Origin of the sequence: Amphritea pacifica (assembly GCF_016924145.1) — a bacterium.
Taxonomy (GTDB): domain Bacteria; phylum Pseudomonadota; class Gammaproteobacteria; order Pseudomonadales; family Balneatricaceae; genus Amphritea; species Amphritea pacifica.
On sequence record NZ_JAFFZO010000046.1, the window covers coordinates 1 to 19,047 of the forward strand.

At 51.6% G+C, this 19,047-nt stretch carries 17 protein-coding genes and 1 pseudogene; 8 read left to right on the top strand and 10 right to left on the bottom strand.

Translation table 11 applies throughout. From position 1 onward, the window contains the following. Both JW499_RS19860 and mhpD read right to left on the bottom strand, forming a co-directional pair. Positions 1-166 (bottom strand): annotated as a pseudogene (locus JW499_RS19860) (acetaldehyde dehydrogenase (acetylating)); the annotation flags it as partial. A 66-nt stretch (positions 167-232) separates the two neighbouring features. Further along, complete coding sequence (gene mhpD / locus JW499_RS19865) at positions 233-1,018, bottom strand: 2-keto-4-pentenoate hydratase (protein ID WP_205212221.1); 786 nt, start codon at positions 1,016-1,018, stop codon at positions 233-235. A 324-nt stretch (positions 1,019-1,342) separates the two neighbouring features. On the opposite strand from mhpD, the gene JW499_RS19870 reads away from it, so the two are divergent. Next, a complete protein-coding gene (locus JW499_RS19870; RefSeq protein WP_232846541.1) occupies positions 1,343-2,125 on the top strand; it encodes a DNA-binding transcriptional regulator in 783 nt (260 codons plus the stop codon). A 74-nt stretch (positions 2,126-2,199) separates the two neighbouring features. Here the strand turns inward: JW499_RS19870 and JW499_RS19875 are convergent, their stop codons facing one another. The 4 genes from JW499_RS19875 to JW499_RS19890 form a co-directional block, all read right to left on the bottom strand. Next, positions 2,200-3,063 (bottom strand): alpha/beta fold hydrolase, encoded by an 864-nt coding sequence (locus tag JW499_RS19875; protein ID WP_205212222.1) that lies wholly within the window; start codon positions 3,061-3,063, stop codon positions 2,200-2,202. 71 nt (positions 3,064-3,134) lie between these two features. Beyond that, complete coding sequence (locus JW499_RS19880) at positions 3,135-3,686, bottom strand: flavin reductase family protein (protein ID WP_205212223.1); 552 nt, start codon at positions 3,684-3,686, stop codon at positions 3,135-3,137. Positions 3,687-3,755: 69 nt separating this feature from the next. Next, positions 3,756-4,955 (bottom strand): acyl-CoA dehydrogenase family protein, encoded by a 1,200-nt coding sequence (locus JW499_RS19885; protein ID WP_205212224.1) that lies wholly within the window; start codon positions 4,953-4,955, stop codon positions 3,756-3,758. 52 nt (positions 4,956-5,007) lie between these two features. Further along, positions 5,008-5,946, bottom strand: a complete 939-nt coding sequence (locus JW499_RS19890) for a 3-carboxyethylcatechol 2,3-dioxygenase (RefSeq protein WP_205212225.1) — start codon at positions 5,944-5,946, stop codon at positions 5,008-5,010. 445 nt (positions 5,947-6,391) lie between these two features. Here JW499_RS19890 and JW499_RS19895 point away from each other — a divergent pair, with 445 nt between their 5' ends. The 5 genes from JW499_RS19895 (at position 6,392) to JW499_RS19915 (ending at position 10,654) form a co-directional block, all read left to right on the top strand. Beyond that, positions 6,392-7,336, top strand: a complete 945-nt coding sequence (locus JW499_RS19895; protein WP_205212226.1) for an AEC family transporter — start codon at positions 6,392-6,394, stop codon at positions 7,334-7,336. A 71-nt stretch (positions 7,337-7,407) separates the two neighbouring features. Then, positions 7,408-8,166, top strand: a complete 759-nt coding sequence (locus JW499_RS19900; protein ID WP_205212227.1) for a helix-turn-helix transcriptional regulator — start codon at positions 7,408-7,410, stop codon at positions 8,164-8,166. A gap of 97 nt (positions 8,167-8,263) precedes the next feature. Beyond that, entirely contained in the window at positions 8,264-8,899 is a 636-nt protein-coding gene (locus JW499_RS19905) for a LysE family translocator (RefSeq protein WP_205212228.1), read from the top strand. 62 nt (positions 8,900-8,961) lie between these two features. Further along, a complete protein-coding gene (locus tag JW499_RS19910) occupies positions 8,962-9,891 on the top strand; it encodes an ABC transporter ATP-binding protein (protein WP_205212229.1) in 930 nt (309 codons plus the stop codon). A gap of 1 nt (position 9,892) precedes the next feature. Beyond that, positions 9,893-10,654, top strand: coding sequence for an ABC transporter permease (locus tag JW499_RS19915; RefSeq protein WP_091352288.1), 762 nt, complete (start codon positions 9,893-9,895; stop codon positions 10,652-10,654). A 168-nt stretch (positions 10,655-10,822) separates the two neighbouring features. Here the strand turns inward: JW499_RS19915 and JW499_RS19920 are convergent, their stop codons facing one another. Continuing rightward, complete coding sequence (locus tag JW499_RS19920) at positions 10,823-11,062, bottom strand: hypothetical protein (RefSeq protein WP_205212230.1); 240 nt, start codon at positions 11,060-11,062, stop codon at positions 10,823-10,825. Positions 11,063-11,717: 655 nt separating this feature from the next. Here JW499_RS19920 and JW499_RS19925 point away from each other — a divergent pair. Next, positions 11,718-13,169, top strand: a complete 1,452-nt coding sequence (locus JW499_RS19925; RefSeq protein WP_232846542.1) for a xanthine/uracil/vitamin C permease — start codon at positions 11,718-11,720, stop codon at positions 13,167-13,169. Between the two features lie 104 nt (positions 13,170-13,273). On the opposite strand, the gene JW499_RS19930 is transcribed toward JW499_RS19925, so the two are convergent. From JW499_RS19930 to JW499_RS19940, 3 genes are all read right to left on the bottom strand, one after another. After that, complete coding sequence (locus tag JW499_RS19930; protein WP_232846543.1) at positions 13,274-13,981, bottom strand: response regulator transcription factor; 708 nt, start codon at positions 13,979-13,981, stop codon at positions 13,274-13,276. A 36-nt stretch (positions 13,982-14,017) separates the two neighbouring features. After that, positions 14,018-16,861: a cache domain-containing protein gene (locus JW499_RS19935; protein WP_205212231.1), complete on the bottom strand. Its 2,844-nt coding sequence runs from the start codon at positions 16,859-16,861 to the stop codon at positions 14,018-14,020. 150 nt (positions 16,862-17,011) lie between these two features. Continuing rightward, the gene (locus tag JW499_RS19940) at positions 17,012-17,179 is read right to left on the bottom strand and encodes a hypothetical protein (RefSeq protein WP_205212232.1); all 168 of its coding nucleotides are present in this window, start codon (positions 17,177-17,179) and stop codon (positions 17,012-17,014) included. A gap of 167 nt (positions 17,180-17,346) precedes the next feature. Between JW499_RS19940 and JW499_RS19945 the strand changes: the two genes are divergently transcribed. Continuing rightward, positions 17,347-18,981, top strand: a complete 1,635-nt coding sequence (locus tag JW499_RS19945) for an acyl-CoA synthetase (RefSeq protein ID WP_205212233.1) — start codon at positions 17,347-17,349, stop codon at positions 18,979-18,981. Positions 18,982-19,047 lie beyond the last annotated feature (66 nt).

Genomic DNA, 19,047 nt, shown 5'->3' on the forward strand with positions numbered 1-19,047 from the left:
CAGCAGTGGTTTTAATACCCATCTCCCGGGCGCGTTTCAGGCCATCGGATTCCGGGTCGATCCCCACCATCCAGACCGGTTCGATCCACTCAGACCGTTTCATCTTCATCAGCAAGTCGGTACCGATGTTGCCCGGCCCGATAATCACTGCTTTTAATTTTTTCATAGGGAAAATCCTTCAAACAACGAGTTGTATTGGCAGCAACGCTTTGCTGAGCTGATTGCTGTCCAGTCAGGCCCGGCTGAATTGAGTGCTGACCCGGCCAATTGATGAGATCAGCACATCAAACTGATCGCCGGGCTCTACGGCTACCATCGGCCCCAGTGCTCCTGTCAGTACGATATCGCCCGCTTTAAGTGGGTGTCCTAACTTGCTCAGGGTGCGTGCCAGCCAGACGGCGGCATTGAGTGGGTGTCCCAGGCATTCAATACCGCTGCCTGCAGAAACCTCGGTGCCGTTGCGGGTCATGGTCATATGAATCTTTGCCAGATCGATGCCACCCTGCCAGCGCAGCGCGTCACCCAGAACAAATGCACCGCTGGATGCGTTATCAGCTACCGTATCGACAAAACCGATGTTCCAGTCGTTGATGCGGCTACCGACGATTTCAATCGCCGGCATTACCCAGCCGATTGCATCAATCAGCTCAGCAAAAGTGGTATTGGTTTCGGGCAGGTCTTTGGTCAGTATGAGCGCCAGTTCCGCCTCGACTTTGGCTTGCATCACCCGGGTGACCGGAACAGTTTCGTTGTCGCCATAACACATATCGGCAAACAGAGTGCCGAAATCGGGTTGATTCACGCCGAGTTGTTGTTGCACTTTGACGTTAGTCAGGCCTATCTTGCGGCCCACAATACGGCGCCCGGTATGACAGGCATGTTCAGTATTGAGCTGCTGAATCCTGTATGCCGCTTCGGTGTTGTCTTCTCCAATTATCTCCCGGATGGGGGGGATCGCTTCGTTATGAAGCTCGGCTTCACGCAGGTTTTTGGCGATCAGGTCCAGATCAATTAACATCGGTGTAATCCTGTTTAAATTTGGCTGACTAAATGATATTCAGAAGGGGGACGTTAAAAATATTGCTTCGATGCTTTAAAGCTGAAACGGAGTGCTTGTTACTTTGATGAGTTATTGAAGTAGTCAGTAAATAACGAGATAGAAAAAATAGATAGACAGCGACAAGAATATTCATTTTGCAGCACCCGATGAATGACTATTATTATTTTTTAATACTTATAATTATTGTGTCAGTATAAAAAAATGGTTAAGCAGGCTACAATTAAAAACTGCTGTAGTGTGCACTAAGTGCACATTCTGATATGGTCATATGAGTACTGAATCATGGAAACTGAAGAAACGGGGCAGTATAAGAATGTGCGGGGTCTTACCCGGGGGCTTGAGTTACTCTATCTGTTGAATCGCGCCCATGGTGGGGCAAAAATCCGGGATCTGGCCGACTGGAGTGGTATTCACCGCACCACCGTCCGACGATTACTGGAAACCCTGGTGGGGGAAGGTTATGTGCGGCGCAGCCCATCTGATGACAGTTATCAACTGACGCTTAAGGTCAGACAACTGAGTGAAGGGTTTCAGGATGCTCAGTGGATATCTCAATTGGCTGCTCCGCTATTAGGTCAGTTATTACAACAGGTTATATGGCCGACAGACCTCTGTACACTGGATGGTGACGCGATGGTTATCCGGGAGACCACCCACCGTTTCAGTAAACTATCGTTTCATCGGGATATGGTGGGCAGGCGGTTGCCACTGCTGATGACGGCCACTGGAAGAGCCTATATTTCCTACTGTCCGGAAGCTGAACGTAACGAAATACTGGAGCGGTTGCGGCAGCATAACGACAGACAGGGAATGCATGCAAATGATGAGGATTATGTTCGTCGGGTGATACGTCAGACCCGGGAGCAGGGCTACGGTGCCAATAATCAGGACTGGGGTGATGAGGGGAATATTGCAGCAATCGCCCGGCCGATTATGCGTGAAGATGAAGTGGTGGGATGTTTGAATCTGGTGTATATCGCTAAAGCGATGCCTACTGAAAAAGCGGCTAAAAAATATCTGAAGAAAATAAATGATGTTATTGAGAAAATAGAGGAACAGTTATAACCACTGCTATACAATAGCAGTGGTTATAAAAGCTTTTAAACCGGATTGTTGGAAAGTAATACGCCGGTATTTAATTAATGTTGCAGAAAATCCAGCACCATTCTGTTAAATGTGTCAGCATGCTCCCATTGTGCCCAGTGACCGCAGTTATTAAAGATATGTAATTGTGCATTAGGGATGCCCCGAATCAGCTTCAGGCCGATATCCATTGGTACAAAACGGTCGTCGCGTCCCCAGATAACCAGCGTCTCTGCCTTAATTTCTGCCAGACGTGGACCAAAATCAGGGAACTGTTTCGGATTTGCTTCGAGACTTTTAACGAAGTTTTCCAGATGATCCTGACGGGACAGCATATTATCCAGACGCAGCTGGAACATCTCGTCGGTCAGATGGCTGCTGTCATAAACAAACACCGACATCATCTTTTTCAGAGCTTCCAGATCGGGGTTGCGATAGAGCGCCTGAATCAGTTTGATCCCTTCCGTTGGCATCGGCACAAACTGGCTTGGTCCACCGGTACCGCCGCCCATCAGAATCAGTTTGTTAACCCGTTCGGGCCAGCTGAGGGCAAAGGCCACTACACTGTGTCCGCCCATCGAGTTACCGATCAGGTGGGCAGTTTCGATGTCCAGACCGTCCATCACGCCTTTGACACAGGCGGCATTGAGATCGGAGCGGGAACCGGTGCAGACAACCGGGTCACTTTTACCCCAGCCAGGACAGTCCAGCAAAATAATACGATAACCCTGATTAACAAAAGGCTCGATATTGCGGTTAAAGTTAGCCCAACTGGTGGCACCGGGGCCTGAGCCATGCAGCATAATCACCACCTGCTCACCGGTCCCCAGTTCGTTGTAGTGGATCTTGTAGGGATTACCTTCGGCAACAATATCGATAAAGTTGCTGCTGGAGGCTTCACTGATTTCAATCGTACTCATAGATTCTGCCTTTTAATTCATTATGGGCGAACGCTAAGCCCTGTGGCCTGACTATCTCATTGTTTGCGCGCTTACTGAGGAACGCTGCGAAAGGCACCATTCAGATAGATCAGTGCTTCGCCATCATCCCGTTCGCAGGTGGCCATCACTTCACAGAGAAATGCATGATGGGTGCTTTCATCAAACACTTTGATCACACGGCAATCGAAGTTAGCCAGTGTACCGTCCAGGCTGGGGGCTCCGGTCACCAGTTCACGCCATTGGCCATATTCAAAACGTGCTTCACCGTGAACCTCTTTGTTCATACCGGCAAAGACCTTGGCGATCTCTTCCTGCTCACTGGCAAGGATGTTCACACAGAGTGCGCCGCTGTTCAAAATGATCTCGCTGGCAGCGACATCTTTGTTCACGAATACAACCAGTCGGGGAGGATCAGCCGTAACCGAGCAGACCGCTGTTGCGGTCAGACCGGCTTTGTTCTCACCGTCTGATGCGCTGATGATGGTGACACCGACCGCAAAATGGCGCATACCATAGCGGTGGTCATCCGAAGTAACCGTTGGCATAGCTGCTAATTTAGCGTTAGGCGTCCAGTCAAGAATCTGATTGATCTCTTTATTCATTACAGCACCCTTTAAAATTGTTATACCGGGCAAGGGACACGCCCCTGCCTCAGGTGTGGCTATTATTGTTTATTGGGCTTTAACGCCGAACGGGTTGGGTTGTGGCAGAGGGTTTCCCAGCATCTGTCCACCCAGCAGTTCGCCAATGTTGTCCTGGTTCTGAGTGATGTGGTTCGCACCTACCAGAATGTCGCGCAACTGACGCTGCATCGGGCTGGACAACCAGACGCCACGGGTTGAGGTTTTCTTGAAGATCATATGGGCGGCCTCAAAGCAGTCACCACCGGTAAACTGGTTGGTGGCGAAGGTACGCACGCGGACATCGGTGGGTACCAGCTCACCTTTTGACGCATATTTCCAGGCTTCCTCGGTGTTCATCAGCACCCGTGCTTCAGCGCCGGTGATTTTAGCCTGAGCTTCACCCAGCTTACCTTTGATGAAGGGGTCATTGACGGCAGCACCAACCGCCTGGTTGAGGTTCTGACGTGGCACCATATGTTCGATATAGAGATCAGCCATCCCTTTAGCCATACCGATGATGACTGAAGAAACCGCAGAGTAAAACACGCCGAAGAACGGCATCTTATACAGGTTGTTTACATGGCCGTGAGTCTCATCACAGTAATCACCAATGACATGGCTGCGATAAGCGGGGACGAATACCTCATTAATCAGAAGCTTCTTACTACCGGTGCCCGCCAGGCCGACAACAAACCAGTCATCTTCAATCTCAAAGTCAGAGCGTTGCACCCAGAAAGAGCGGAACTCCATATTGCCTTCGGCATCGGCGACACGACCACCGAGAAAAGCGCCACCTGCCGCATGGTCACAACCGCTTGATGTCAGCCACTCGCCATTCAGAATGTATCCGCCTTCAACCGCTTTCACTGTGCCGAAAGGGGCGTAGGACGAGGATATCAGACGGCTGTTATCGTCACTCCAGAGTTCATCACCGACGGTGTTATCCAGCAAACCTACCTCGAACGGGTGCACCCCCAGTACCATCACATTCCAGGCACTGGAAGGGCAACCGCGCGCCAGTTCAATGAGAACCTTGTTAAGCACGTTTGGGTTCATCTCATAGCCGCCCCAGCGCTTCGGCTGGAGGATGCGGAAGAAGCCTGCCTCCTGAAATGCCTGAATGGTATCTTCCGGCACCATGCGGGCTTTTTCAACGGCATCGGCTTTCTCTCTGAGCCACGGAATCATCTGGGTTGCGCGGGCTACGATCTCTTCTTCGGTCGGAATCTGGACAGTCATATTGTTCATCGGTGTTCTCCTGAAATTCTATTTATTATTTGCTGGCATCAGTCGGGTCAGATCAGGCCGACTCGGCGCTGACAACGCCATATCCGGCAATCCATTCGTTAATTGCGCGGTAATAATCTTTTCTTGCGGTTACTGATCCGGTTGCGCCGATCGCAGCAAAGGCTGCCACCCAGGTGCGTACCTCGTGAGCGGAGCGTCCGGCTTGTTGTGAGATCTCCTCAATGGAGAGTTCATCAATCTCGGCCACCCGGCCATCGATCAGTGTCTGGATAAAGGTCAGATCCCAGTCTGCGTTGAGCGGGGTCTGTGTGCACAGCTCACTGCCATAGATCTTACCGGCGGCGATGGTGCGTTCCTGACGGGCGGCCCGGAACTCCGGGGTAGGATTGCGTCCGGCAATCAGAAACTCAGCCACCTCTTCCGGGGCATCCGCCAGCAGCGGTACCGGAGGCTCGTGTGACAGTCCTCCGGTACCCAGGATCAGCACACGTTTATCCAGTCCCGCAATAAACTGGCCGACGATCTCGCCGAGTTTGCGGATGCGTGCGTAGGGGCAGAAGGGGGGCGCTACAGAGTTGATAATGATCGGTACGACCGGGTAACGGGTCAGACTTCCGGTCATCTCTTCCAGTGTCTGGGTGCAACCGTGATCGACCTGCAAACGGTGCGACAGGGTCATATCGATGCCGTTGGCGAAAAGGAATTTTACCAGCTCCATTGCGGTATCAGAATCAACACTCAGATGGCCGGGCAGGCTGTTGTAATCACCGACAGATTCAGCGGCTGTGGCAACCACAAATGGTGGCATCAGATCATAAAACAGGCCGTTATAGTGATCCGGTGCAAACAGAACGATCAGTTCCGGATCAAAGGCTTCAACCTCGGCACGGGCCTTAGCAATCACCTCATTAACCTCATTGACGATGCTCGCCTCAGGATCGTTATAGTCTCTCAGGGGGGTGTGAGACAGACACTTCAACATTACACTCATGCGGGACTCCAGAACCTGCCGGTCAGGGGAAGACAATGCACTTTGCTTTCCATTATCGGCGTGTTTTTTTTGCTCTTTCCATGGGACGGTATCAGCCCTGGAAAGGCGATTTATTATTTGAATTCTGAGATGACGCGCTGTCAGTTGTAGGTAACTCAGGCAAGTCTATGGGGTTAACCAGGCGTCATTTCAGAGTGAGGCCAGTGTAGAGATGAGGGCTATTGCAGGGCAATAAAAAACAGTCTGATGGTGCACTTAGTGCACAAAAATAGATGTTGTCGTCAGGGGGAAGGGGGGTGAAATTTACGCTGAAGCCTGACATTGTGCTTGCTTCTAGCCGCTTGCTGCACTTGCGTCGGGTAGCCCTATAGCGGTATGTTTACCGCCTCAACAATCCTTGATAGTTTCTTGTTTATTCACGCGTTGTTTCGGTATCAGGATATTTATGCTTACGATAATCGGTATTACCGCGCCTATTTTTCTGTTGATTCTGGTTGGCGTTGTTGCCACCCGGGTCGGTATTATTCCCCGGGAAGCGCTGCCGGGGATGAGTCGCTTTGTGCTTTTTCTGGCGCTGCCGGTGCTGATGTTTCAGAAAATATCGCAACTGGATCTGGGGGTACTGATCGATCCCCAATACCTGATGGTCTACAGCTTCAGTTGCCTCGTGTCATTTGTCTCTGTTTTTTGCATTAGCCGTTTTTTACTCAACAATAGCGCCAGCTTTTCCGGCCTCAAAGGTTTTGGCAGTGCCTGCCCTAACAGTGCCTTTATCGGTTTGCCGGTGCTGTTGCAGTATTTTGCCGAAGATGCGCCGACTCAGGCGTTTGCGATGTCGCTGATGGTGGAGAATATTGTCCTGTTTCCACTTGCCTTCGCGTTGATGGAAACCCATGGTAACACCGGTATTGGCCCGAAAAAGATCGTCATCACGGTAGTGGGGCGGCTGGTGAGGAATCCGATTATCATTGCGGTTTTTTCCGGTGTATTCGCGTCGCTGATTGGTTTTCAGGCGCCGGGATTTCTTGGCCGGGGGATGGACCTGCTGGCTGGGGCAGCAGCACCGGTGGCTCTGATTATTATTGGCGGTTCGTTAGCCGGAGCAGCGTTTAGCGCATCCTTCAAAGATATCTTTATGATTGCCGGTTTTAAACTGTTGCTACAACCGCTGATCGCATTGTGTCTGGTGATCTTTGTGGTGCCTGATATGGATCTGATGCTGAAGCAGGCGGTAGTGATCTTTTCCGCCTCGCCGATGGCGAGTATCTACCCCATTGTTGGTGGTCAGTATGGTAAACAGGCCTACTGCTCAGGGGTGCTGATGGCAACCACGGTGCTGGCGTTTTTCAGTATCAGTCTGGTGCTGAGTTTGCTGAGTCTTATACAGTGACAGGGCAAGCGCAGAGGATGAAGGTCAGGGATATTGAACAGCAGTTTATACGTTTGCCAGGGATGCCGCAGATGGAACTTCGTTCTACATGGGACAGCCGCCAAGGGTATAAATCCCATAGTCATCGACAGTTTTCAATCGGCCTGCTGCACTCCGGGGAGACCTGTTTCAGCTGTAATGGCAACGAACAGAAGATCGTTGCAGGAGAGCTGGTGATCATCGAGCCTGACAGGGTTCACGCCTGTAACCCCCTGGGAAAGGGTAGTCGTGGCTACTATATGCTCTATATTGAGGCCAGTTGGTGTCTGCAGTGGCTATCATCTTTCTATGCATCTGACGTGCGTCATTTCTATTGTGAGCAGACCCTGATCCGGGATCAGCAGGCGATAGATACCTTTCTGAGACTGGTTGAACAGTTACAGCGTCAGGATCATCAGGCGATCCCGATAACGCTGGAGCGACTGGCCACACAGCTGTTGCTGCCTTATTGCAGCCCTGCAGAAGACGGCAGTGACAGGGATCATCGCTGTGTTGAACTGAAGCAGCGTTTGCTGGCCGATCTGCAACATCCTCCGGCGCTGGCAGAGCTTGCTGCAATCAGCGACTGCACACCAGAGGCGGTGATCAGGATGTTCCGCCGCCATTACGGTATTACGCCGAAGGCATTGGTGAATAATGCCCGCATTGAACAGGCAAAGTTGTTATTGCGTGAAGGTGTGCCGATTGTTGATGTGGCGGGGCAACTGGGTTTTTTCGATCAGAGTCAGTTTCACCGCACCTTTGTTAACTACACCGCATCAACCCCGGGGCAGTATCAGCAGAGTCAGTAAAGAGAAGCTGATATCAGCGCCTGATCAATTTTGCACAATCATTACCCGTTCTGATCTGCCAGACTACCGGCCTCAAGTGATTGGTACTGGAGTCCCTATGTCCCTGGAATATTTTTTCCCAGCCGCTTTTCCTGCACTGGCACTGGCTCACTTTGTGGCCTTGTTAAGCCCGGGCCAGGATTTTTTTCTGATCAGTGCCAATGCCGTACGCCATGGTCTGGCCGGTAGCCGGTTTATCTGTCTTGGTGTCGCGCTGGGCAACGGCTTCTATATCGCTATTGCCATACTGGGCTGGAGTGGAATCCGGGATAACCCACAGTTATTCAGCATTATTGAAACGTTGGGGGCGATCTATCTGCTGTGGATCGGTCTGCAGCTAATACGCAGCAAGCCGGGAGGATTGGTTTCCGCTGAATCGGTCGGACAGGCTCCCGGTGCAGGGCGGCAACTGGTGCTCGGATTCAATTCTGCGCTGTTAAACCCCAAGAATGCATTGTTCTATATGAGTCTGATGACGGTTATTCTCGGCGCGGATGTCACACTGCTACAACAGGCTTTTTCGGGTCTGTGGATGTTTCTGGCGGTGTTACTATGGGATCTGCTGGTGGCCCGGGCTATCGGACAGCAGCGGGTCAGAGCGTTGCTGGGGCAGCGTATCCATCTGTTTGAGCGGGGGGCGGGGGCTGTGCTGATGGCTTTTGGTATTGGATTGTTTCTGCAATCTGGCCGATAGCCACTACAGTCTTCATGATTCAGCGGTTACTATGTGGCTCTTATCTGTTCTGAGGGAGCACCATGCCATCAATTATACGTGTCAGTGGCCTGACTAAAACCTATCAATCCGGGTTTACCGCGCTGCAGAATGTCGATCTGGAGATTCACCGGGGGGAGATCTTCGCCTTGCTGGGGCCGAACGGCGCAGGAAAGACCACCCTGATCAGTATTATCTGCGGTATCAGCAGCCCCTCGGAAGGGTCGGTGCTGGCCGATGGCTTCGATATTGTCAGAGATTATCGTGCGGCACGCAGTAAAATCGGTCTGGTGCCACAGGAGCTGTGCAGCGATGCCTTTGAGAATGTCTGGTCAGCGGTGAACTTCAGCCGGGGCTTGTTTGGTAAGCCTGCTAACCCCGAATATATAGAAAAGCTGCTGCGCCAGCTCTCTCTGTGGGATAAACGAGATGCGCAGATGCGCGAACTGTCCGGGGGTATGAAACGCCGGGTGATGATTGCCAAGGCGCTCTCCCACGAGCCGGATATTCTGTTTCTCGATGAGCCCACCGCCGGCGTGGACGTCGAGCTGCGTAAAGATATGTGGCAGATGGTACGCGAACTACGGGAGCAGGGCGTTACCATTATTCTGACCACTCACTATATCGAAGAAGCGGAAGAGATGGCGGACCGCATCGGAGTCATCCGTAAGGGTAAAATTTTGCTGGTGGAGGAGAAACAGGCACTGATGGATAAGCTGGGTAGTAAGTTGCTGAGCATCCGTCTGCAACAACCCGTCAGTGAAGTCCCGGAAGCGCTGGCGGAGTTCAGTCTGCAGTTGGCAGAAGATGGCGATACCCTCTGTTACCGTTACGACAGTCGTCAGGAGAGTGACAGCATCGCCCGGTTATTGCGCAAGCTGACTGAGCAGGGTCTGGAGATCCGAGATCTGCACTCCAGTGAAAGTTCACTGGAGCAGATCTTTGTCAGTCTGGTTCATGAGCAGGAGCAGTAAGATGAATCTGTATGCAATCCGCGCGATCTATAAGTTTGAGATGGCACGTACTTTCCGTACCCTGATGCAGAGTATTGCCTCTCCGGTGCTGTCCACCTCGCTCTATTTTATTGTTTTCGGCACCGCGATCGGATCCCGTATGGGTAATATTGAGGGGATCAGTTACGGTGCCTTTATTATTCCGGGGCTGGTGATGCTGTCACTACTGAGTGAGAGTATCTCCAACGCGTCCTTTGGCATCTTCTTTCCCAAGTTTTCCGGCACCATCTATGAGGTGTTATCGGCACCGGTCTCCTCGATGGAGATTGTGATCGGCTATGTCGGCGCTGCCGCGACTAAATCGGTCACCCTGGGGTTGCTGATACTGCTGACCGCCCAGCTGTTTGTGGATTACCATATTCAACATCCGGTCTGGATGCTGGCATTCCTGATTCTGACTGCGGTGACTTTCAGCCTGTTTGGCTTCATTATCGGTATCTGGGCCGATGATTTTCAGAAACTTCAGGTGATACCGCTGATGGTTATCACGCCGCTGACCTTTCTCGGGGGGGCGTTTTATTCTATCAGTATGCTGCCGGAACCCTGGCAGACGCTGACGCTGTTTAATCCGGTCGTTTATCTGATCAGTGGTTTTCGTTGGGCGTTTTACGGGGTAGCGGATGTCAATGTGGCGGTCAGTCTGGGGATGACGATGGTGTTTCTGCTGATCTGTCTGACGGTGGTGTGGTGGATCTTTCGTACCGGATATAGGATCAGAACTTAATCATTATATGAGCAGGTAGTCGGCGCTCTGGAGGTTGATTTCAGAGGTCAGGGGAGATATCAGTTCAGTTGAAGATTTAAGCAGTCACTGTTTAGCGTATCTGCAGCGTAACCCGGTTGTCCAATAGTGGAAGTTGCCGGGCTAAGCTGCATTTTCACCAGCATCCTATCAATGCCCGAAAACGGAGTCAGTACCCTGAACAGGCTTGGCCTTGAACAGGTTCAGAGCTGCGACAAAAATAGCCTTAATATTTGCTTTTCTTGCCTGACGCTTCTCAAGGGTACGGGCTTGTTCCATTTCACGAGCCATACGCAGGAAATATTCGCGTTCAGTTTCTGGCTGGTTCTGTTGCTGTTTGTTGTAAAGGTCGATGTAGTAGAAGGTAGTTAGCATGATCTTATCTCTCATTGTGCACATTATTAGTGCGTTTGTAATGCAGTCATTCTTTAGTTGCATGTTGTTAGTGCAAACTTTGTTTACGCGCGCAGGTTATCCAGAATTGCTTCCAGAGACAAAGTATACTTTTTCATCTGAATGATGAATTATTCTAATCATTGCTGTTTTTGTGTTATATCAAGCGGTAGCTTATAGGTAGCTATAGTGGTACTTACTCTGACTTTGGCTGAAATTTGAGCTGAGCTGTACTGTTTAGATAAAGGAGGGGGAGAGCTTCTGAATGGTGTGATTTTGTGATCAGTTTTGGTGCGTTTGAGTTTTGTGTTAGCCGCCTGGCTGGGTAATCACAGCCGCTTATTGTGCACCTGGTAGATAGAAGGGCAAAAAATCAAGAAGTTACCTCCGGTTTTAATCGGCAATTGCTGTCCCTGGTCTCCTTCTCTTCATCTGTAATGTGAACAGTAAAGGGCACACGTTTCCTTGGGAATATCAACGCTGGCGGCTTGATACATTTCGTTATTTCTGAGAAAGATTGCAGCAAAACTCCTGTTGTTAAATGGCTGTTGCGCAACGCTGCCCTGCCGGGTGAGAGTACCGGTCAGGAGTTGGCAGCCTGGTTTGTCCCAATCTGACAAACACAGCAATAATAATGACAGGAATAACAATAATGCCGTTAAAGACTCGAGAGTTCGGTGCTGAGCAGCCCTACTGGCCTGCTGGTCCTTTTAAAATAAGACTACCTTTTATTCACTACCGCTGGGAAACCCCGGAGATGATTCAGGGACTGATCATGTTTGTGGTTGGCCTGGCGATGATTCCGCTGCTGGAAAAATATCTGGGGATGCCCTATGAAGCGGCCCTGGCATTTACCTTTGTTGCTGGATTGGGTTATATCCTGCCAGCGTTGTTGGGGGTGCCGCTGGTGCCTGGCTGGATAACCCCGGCAATACCGGTGGTTTTGCTCTACCTGAAAGGGTTTGAGCCGGGGCCGGATGCCATTAAAGCGATGTTTGCACTGCAACTGGAAGTGACCTTTATCTTTCTGTTTCTGGGGGTCACCCGACTCGGCTCAAAGCTGGTGGATATCATCCCCAATTCGCTGAAGTCCGGTATCATTATCGGTGCCGGTATCGCGGCGATGATGGGGGAGCTGAAAGTGGGCGGTCGTATTGACGCAACACCGGTGTCCCTGATTATCGGTTCGCTGATCTCGGCCTATGTGCTGTTCTCCCTCTCTTTCAAAAACGTGGTTGACAGCAATCCGCTGGCGAAGAAAATTGCCAATTTCGGTATGGTGCCGGGGATGATTCTGGCGATGGTTGTTGGCTGGAGTGTGGGTGAATATCCACTGCCGGATATTCAGTGGGGTATTACCCATCCGGACTTTGCACTGATGTGGCAGTATCTTACCTTTACCGTTGGTTTTCCCGGATGGGATGTTTTCCTGTTGGCGATTCCTACTGCTGTAATCGCTTATGTGATCGCCTTTGGTGACATTATTGTCGGCTTTACCCTGGTTAAGCGGGTCGATCATCTGCGTTCAGATGAGAGTATTGAAGACAGTGTCGACCGGGTGCATCTGGTGACCGCTATGCGTAACTGTCTGCATGCCTTTCTGGCACCCTGGCCGGGTCTTGCAGGTCCTCTGTGGACCGCAGCCCATGCGACAGTTGCGGAGCGTTATGCGATGGGTCGCAAAGCGATGGATTCGATCTACAGCGGGGGAGGCACGTTCTGGCTAACCGGCCTTGTCGCACTGTTTGTGTTACCGCTGGTCACCCTGTTTAAACCCGTACTGCCTATCGCGCTTTCGCTGACGCTGGTGCTGACCGCCTATATCTGCATCATGGTGGGTATGGAGCAGCTGAAAAACTCTGTTGAGCGGGGGGTAGCGGGTATCGTTGCGGTAACCCTGGCGATGCCTGATCCCAAGTCAACAGTATATGCGGTGGCGATTGGCCTGATTCTTTACTTCCTGATCGAGCGGCCAAAGTTACTGGGTAAGCACAATCCTGCCGATGAGGTGATCTTTGCCGATGGCGAGGAGGAATCTCAGGGGCAGGCCGCCAGGGCTGCCGCTAAAGAGTTGGCTGGCAAGTCGCCATCTGAAACGGTTTAGTCAGCGGACTGAGGGCTTTGTCTCAGCTGGTTAAATAAGAACCCCCAGTAAGACCAACCCGGCATCTGCCGGGTTTTTTCTGGCTTATTCTGCTGAACAGAGACTCAGGGGGTCCAACTGACATCGGTGGTGAGGATATAGCCTACGCCGTAGATGGTTTTGATGATTTCAGGGTTTTTTGGGTCCTGCTCAATTTTCTTGCGCACCCTGGACATTCTGACATCGATGCTGCGGTCAAACGGACCGGTAGTTTCCCCCATTAACTGATCTCTTGAAAGAATGGTTTTTGGCGCTTTCAGCAACCTGATCAGCAGTACATGCTCCGCTGAGCTGAGTTCTGATTGTTTGCCATCGCCGGTGATCAGGGTCAGTGTTTTGGGGTCATATCTCAGGTTGGCAAATTGGGCGGTGCGGGTTTCTGTTTTGGGATCAGGCCCGCTGTTTTCCAGCCGACGGACCAGACTGTTCACCCGGGCGACCAGCTCCCGGGGGATAAAGGGTTTGACGATATAGTCATCGGCACCCAGTTCCAGTCCCAGGACTTTGTCGGGGACGCTGTTACGCCCCGAGAGGATCATAACGCCAACACTGTGTTTGTCACACAGCTGCTTCACCAGCTCCATACCATCCATATCGGGCAGGCCCAGATCGATAATACAGAGGGCCGGTGGCCGTGTGCGGATGGCATGGCAGGCTTGTGCCCCGGTGGTAAAACTACGCACCGAATAACCAAACTGTTCCAGTTCCAGACTGACCATCTGGCAGATATCCTTCTCATCATCGATTACGTAGATCATTTTATTATTATTCAAGGTTTGCCTCCGCAAAGAGAGAAGCGGTCAGGGAGTTTAATCCAGCCCGGCATAGCGCTTCTCACTATCATGAAATGCCTTTTTCAATTCCGCAATCCCAAAGGGTTTGCTCAGCAGCAGAAAGGCCGGATTGATCGGCTTATCACCGCTTTGCTGGTAAGAATATCCACTGATCAGGATAATTCTGCAACGGTTATGTTGCTGATGCAGCCAGTCTGCCAGTTCAATGCCGTTGAGGTTGCCCGGCAGCATGACGTCTGAGACCAGCGCATGGAGTTCCGGTAGCAGGGGAATCAGCCGCCGCGCTTCCTCTGCACTGTGGGTATCGATCACATCAAATCCCAGGTCGATCAGTTGCTGACGTACCACCGAGCGGACATCCGGATCATCTTCGACCAGACAGACCAGCTTGCCCTCCTGCTTCAGTGTGTTCTCGTGTGCGCCGGGGTGATCATTTAACCTCTCTTCTCTGGCTGCTTTTGCTGGCAGCAGCAGGGTGATAGTAGCACCCCGGTGGGAGGCGTTCTGAATGCTGATATAGCCTTTTGACTGCTTAACAAAACCGTACACCATACTCAGACCCAAACCGGAACCTGCACCATTGCTTTTGCTGGTAAAGAAAGGTTCAAAACACTGTTGCAACGCCTGATCGGAAAAGCCCGTGCCGGTGTCGCTGATACAGATTTCGCAGTAGTTACCGGGCGCTACCAGCTCGTCCATGATCAGACGATGCTGCACCGCTATACTCTGGGTTGTGAAGCAGATTTCACCCCCCTCTGGCATCGCATCCCGGGCGTTGAATACCAGATTGACCAGGGCATCTTCAAGTCTGCCCGGATCAGCAAACGGCTGCAGCTCTGACGGGGTGTCGTCGATGCGGATCGTGATATTGTCCGGCAGCGAGCTGGACAGCAGTTCAAGGGAGTCTTTGAGCATCTGTCCGATATTAATCAGCGTTGGCGAGAGCGGTTGTCGGCGGGAAAATGACAGTAGCCGGCTGGTGATGTCTGCGCCGCGTCGGGTGGCTCTGATGGCGGGTTCAAGGTAACGTTGTAACTGGTCATCCCCGCTGTAGCGGTCACCCACCGAGTGCAGATTGCCAAGTATAATGGTTAGCAGGTTATTAAAATCATGGGCCAGTCCTCCCGCCATCTGCCCCACGGCATTCATCCGTTGCGCTTCATTTAACTGCCGTTCGGCATCTTTTTCACTGGTGATATCGAAGCTCAGAATCAGAATGCCATTAACCGCATTATCCGGGTTAAAACAGGGGATCAGGGTGCGTTTACAGATCACCTGTCGTTGCTGCAGAGATTCGGTATATTCGCCTGCCGTTTGCTGCCCTCTGAGGGCGGACTGGAGTTGCCACTGAATATGGTTGAAGCTGGTCTCCCCAATCGCCTGCTGCAGGGGCTTATGGATCATACTGGCCTTATCCTGATGGTATGTCTCGGCGAACACCCGATTGACAAACAGAATGTTCAGGCCGGTATCGAGATAGGCGATCTGTGCGGGCAGGGCGTCCAGAATCTGTCGCTGGCGCTGTTCTGATTGTGCCAGCGCTTCCTTGGCACTGGCCATCGACTCTGAGGCGATGATCAGTTGCTGGTTTTTTTCGGCTAACGCATGGGTGCGCTGTTCTACCTTGCTGTCGAGATTTTGAATCGAGTCGCGCAGGCGTTCCACCATGGTGTCGAAGGTGTAAGCCAGCAGTCCCACCTCATCATCACGACGGATACCGCTTTTCGCCGATAACTCACCTTCCGATACCCTGACCGCGGTATCTGCCAGTCGTTTGATCGGCTGGGTTATCCACTGACTGAACAGCAACATCAGTAGCAGTGCAACAAACAGTGCGATCACGGCGATAGTGATGATTCTTTCTGTCAGCAGTTCAGCACTGCTGCGCAATTCATCGACATAGACCGATGAGCAGATATACCAGTCAAATCCTGGCAGATAACGCACCAGTGAGAGTTTTTCATAGCTATAGTTGCCAGGGTCATCGGGCCGATCCCATTTGTAATACAGTTCTTTGCCGGTATCAGCGACCTGAATCAGATCTTCGGCGATAGAGTGACCCGTGACCGGATTTGTCAGTTTTAGAAAGTTTTTGCCTGCAATATTTGAGTTCGGGTGGATCAGCATGTTAGTGCTGGCATCAAAGACAAACAGATAGCCGGTGGAGGCTATTTTTATATCCCTGATACCTTCGCGCAGCTCAATGAGTGCTTCATTGCGGATCTGCTCGATATCCGCATCCAGATCATCCAGATATACCCCTGAACCGATTACAAACCCTTTGTCAGGGAAGTTTTTAACAAATGATACTTTATCCAGCGGTTTCTCGGAGTCGAGCCGGTTCCATTTATACTGGTAGAAGCCCTCTCCCTGGCGTAATGCCAGATCGATGACTGCGCGAACCTCACTGTCACCCTCCTGGCTGTGAAGGGTGGCGGTATCTTTACCCTGATAGCGCGGGTCCGGATGCGATAGCAGGATGCCATGCTGATCGGCGATCCAGATATAGTCATTGTCGCCGTATTTAAAGCTTCTCAGCTGCTCGAAAGCAACCTGACGTGCCTGACTTTCGCTGAGACCGTTGCGACGCGCTTCAGCAACCGCGCTGTCGAAGAAAGAGTCGGCCAGATCAACCACTGTACGCAGACGCTTCTTATGGGATTCCAGCGCCTGGCTGCGGTATTTTTTGGTATCGGCGTACATCTTATTGGCAAGGGAGAAGACGCTGTTGAGGGCGATAGCGCTGGAGTTGCGTTCAATCTCGAACACCTTTTTCTTAATCACCGGCACCGAATAAAAGTACACCGTGATAAAAATCATCGAGATGATTATCAGCAGAGTCACGAAGAAACGTTGCATGAGTTTCGATCTGAAAAGCATAGTGCTGTCGTCTGTCACCGTACCATTATTATTGTTCTGCCATTCTATAGGAAATGTCAGGTCGCCATACCGGCTGTTACATTTCGTTATATTTCAGACAAATTACGGCAATGATTATCGGTTTTACTGTTAGAAAATCACAGACTCAATACTGTGACCAATAACAATAAAAACGCTGGCCAGCAGCAATGGCCGGGAGAGAGTAAAGATGCCTTCTCTGTATCCACACAACTGTTTCACAGCTGAGCTGAGCCGGTATGGATCCGCTACGGTGCTGTGTTGCTGGTTAATGCTCATCAGTTATCCCACCTTTTACTCTTGCGCCCACAGGCCGGGTGGTTCAGGTGTCGGCATTCCGACCTGAGCAGCTACTCCCGTGAGGGAGCTTCCATTAAATACTTTTTCAGATCGACTGGCCGGACCTGAGCATGTGAACCGGTCGAAAACAGGTACAGGAAAATACAATGTCTGAACATCATAATGTCTATAATCAGTCCCTCGATCAGAATGCGGCCAACTTCATGGCGCTGACGCCGCTGAGCTTTCTGGAACGCAGTGCTAAGGTTTATCCAAACCGAATAGCCACCGTTCATGGTGCGCAGCGCAGAACCTGGGCAGAAACCTATCAGCGCTGCTGTCGTCTGGCTAGTGCGCTGGTGCAGCGGGGGATCGGCAGTGGTGATACCGTATCCATTATCGCGCCTAACCTGCCGGAACATTTTGAATCTCATTTTGGCGTGCCGATGAGTGGCGCGGTGCTGAACTCGATCAATACCCGGCTGGATGCAGAAGCGATCGCCTTCGTCTTGCAGCATGCGGAGTCCAAAGTCCTGATTACCGAGCGGGAATTTTCCTCTGTGGTGCGTAAAGCACTGAAAATGATCGGTAAAAAAATCCTGGTGATCGACATCGATGATCCCACCTATGCTGAAGGTGAGCTGATCGGTGACCTGACCTATGATGCGTTTCTGGCGGAAGGGGATGACGCATTTTCCGGCGTGAAGCCTGCAGATGAGTGGGATGCGATCACCCTTAACTACACATCCGGCACTACCGGGGACCCTAAAGGGGTGGTCTACCATCATCGCGGAGCCTATCTCAATGCCGTGAGTAACATCGTTTCCTGGGATATGGGGCAGCACCCGGTGTATCTCTGGACTCTGCCGATGTTCCACTGTAATGGCTGGTGTTTCCCCTGGTCGATTGCTGCCGCCGCCGGTACCAGTGTCAGCCTGCGTCATGTGCGGGCCGATATCATCTTTGAACAGATCAAAGAGCAGCAGGTAAACCATTTCTGTGGTGCACCTATTGTGTTGAATATGCTCAACTCCGCGCCTGCAGCGATGAAAGCGGGGATCGAACATCAGGTAAAAGTGATGACGGCGGGAGCGGCGCCACCCGCTTCCGTGATTCAGGGCATGGAGGAACTGGGTTTCAAGGTGACCCATGTGTATGGCCTGACCGAAACCTATGGTCCTTCGGTGGTGTGTGCCTGGCATGAGGAGTGGGATGAGTTCGATGAGGAGAAAAAATCCCGGCTGAAGTCCCGACAGGGGGTGCGTGCCCCGATGCTGGATGGTCTGATGGTGGCCGATCCCGATACCCTGGAGCCGGTGCCACAAGATGGTGAAACCATTGGTGAGATCTTTATGCAGGGGAATCTGGTGATGAAAGGTTACCTGAAAAACCCATCGACCACCGATGAAGCGTTTAAAGGTGGCTGGTTCCACTCTGGTGACCTGGCGGTGTGGCATGCCGATGGTTATATCGAAATTAAAGACCGTTCCAAAGATGTGATTATCTCCGGTGGCGAGAATATCTCCAGTATTGAGGTGGAAGATGTGCTCTACCGGCATCCGAAAATTCAGGATGCGGCAGTGGTTGCCCGGCCGGATGAAAAGTGGGGTGAAACCCCCTGTGCCTTTATTACCACAACCGAGGGCGAAACGGTCACCGAGCAGGAGATTATCGATTTCTGCCGGGCTAATATGGCGCACTTTAAAACCCCCAAACGGGTTGTTGTCGGGGATCTGCCGAAAACCTCAACCGGTAAGATACAGAAGTTTATACTGCGGCAGAAGGCGAAAGAGCTGCAGTGAGTCCAGGCTGGTAACTTGCGCGGAGAGGGCTTACTTCTCCACCACTCAATGTCAGACGGAACAATA

Bases quoted from the DNA above. Each gene is read 5' to 3' on its own strand.
- mhpD (WP_205212221.1), bottom strand. From the start codon at position 1,018: ATGTTAATTGATCTGGACCTGATCGCCAAAAACCTGCGTGAAGCCGAG.
- JW499_RS19870 (WP_232846541.1), top strand. From the start codon at position 1,343: ATGGAAACTGAAGAAACGGGGCAGTATAAGAATGTGCGGGGTCTTACC.
- JW499_RS19875 (WP_205212222.1), bottom strand. From the start codon at position 3,063: ATGAGTACGATTGAAATCAGTGAAGCCTCCAGCAGCAACTTTATCGAT.
- JW499_RS19880 (WP_205212223.1), bottom strand. From the start codon at position 3,686: ATGAATAAAGAGATCAATCAGATTCTTGACTGGACGCCTAACGCTAAA.
- JW499_RS19885 (WP_205212224.1), bottom strand. From the start codon at position 4,955: ATGAACAATATGACTGTCCAGATTCCGACCGAAGAAGAGATCGTAGCC.
- JW499_RS19890 (WP_205212225.1), bottom strand. From the start codon at position 5,946: ATGAGTGTAATGTTGAAGTGTCTGTCTCACACCCCCCTGAGAGACTAT.
- JW499_RS19895 (WP_205212226.1), top strand. From the start codon at position 6,392: ATGCTTACGATAATCGGTATTACCGCGCCTATTTTTCTGTTGATTCTG.
- JW499_RS19900 (WP_205212227.1), top strand. From the start codon at position 7,408: ATGGAACTTCGTTCTACATGGGACAGCCGCCAAGGGTATAAATCCCAT.
- JW499_RS19905 (WP_205212228.1), top strand. From the start codon at position 8,264: ATGTCCCTGGAATATTTTTTCCCAGCCGCTTTTCCTGCACTGGCACTG.
- JW499_RS19910 (WP_205212229.1), top strand. From the start codon at position 8,962: ATGCCATCAATTATACGTGTCAGTGGCCTGACTAAAACCTATCAATCC.
- JW499_RS19915 (WP_091352288.1), top strand. From the start codon at position 9,893: ATGAATCTGTATGCAATCCGCGCGATCTATAAGTTTGAGATGGCACGT.
- JW499_RS19920 (WP_205212230.1), bottom strand. From the start codon at position 11,062: ATGAGAGATAAGATCATGCTAACTACCTTCTACTACATCGACCTTTAC.
- JW499_RS19925 (WP_232846542.1), top strand. From the start codon at position 11,718: ATGCCGTTAAAGACTCGAGAGTTCGGTGCTGAGCAGCCCTACTGGCCT.
- JW499_RS19935 (WP_205212231.1), bottom strand. From the start codon at position 16,861: ATGCAACGTTTCTTCGTGACTCTGCTGATAATCATCTCGATGATTTTT.
- JW499_RS19940 (WP_205212232.1), bottom strand. From the start codon at position 17,179: ATGAGCATTAACCAGCAACACAGCACCGTAGCGGATCCATACCGGCTC.
- JW499_RS19945 (WP_205212233.1), top strand. From the start codon at position 17,347: ATGTCTGAACATCATAATGTCTATAATCAGTCCCTCGATCAGAATGCG.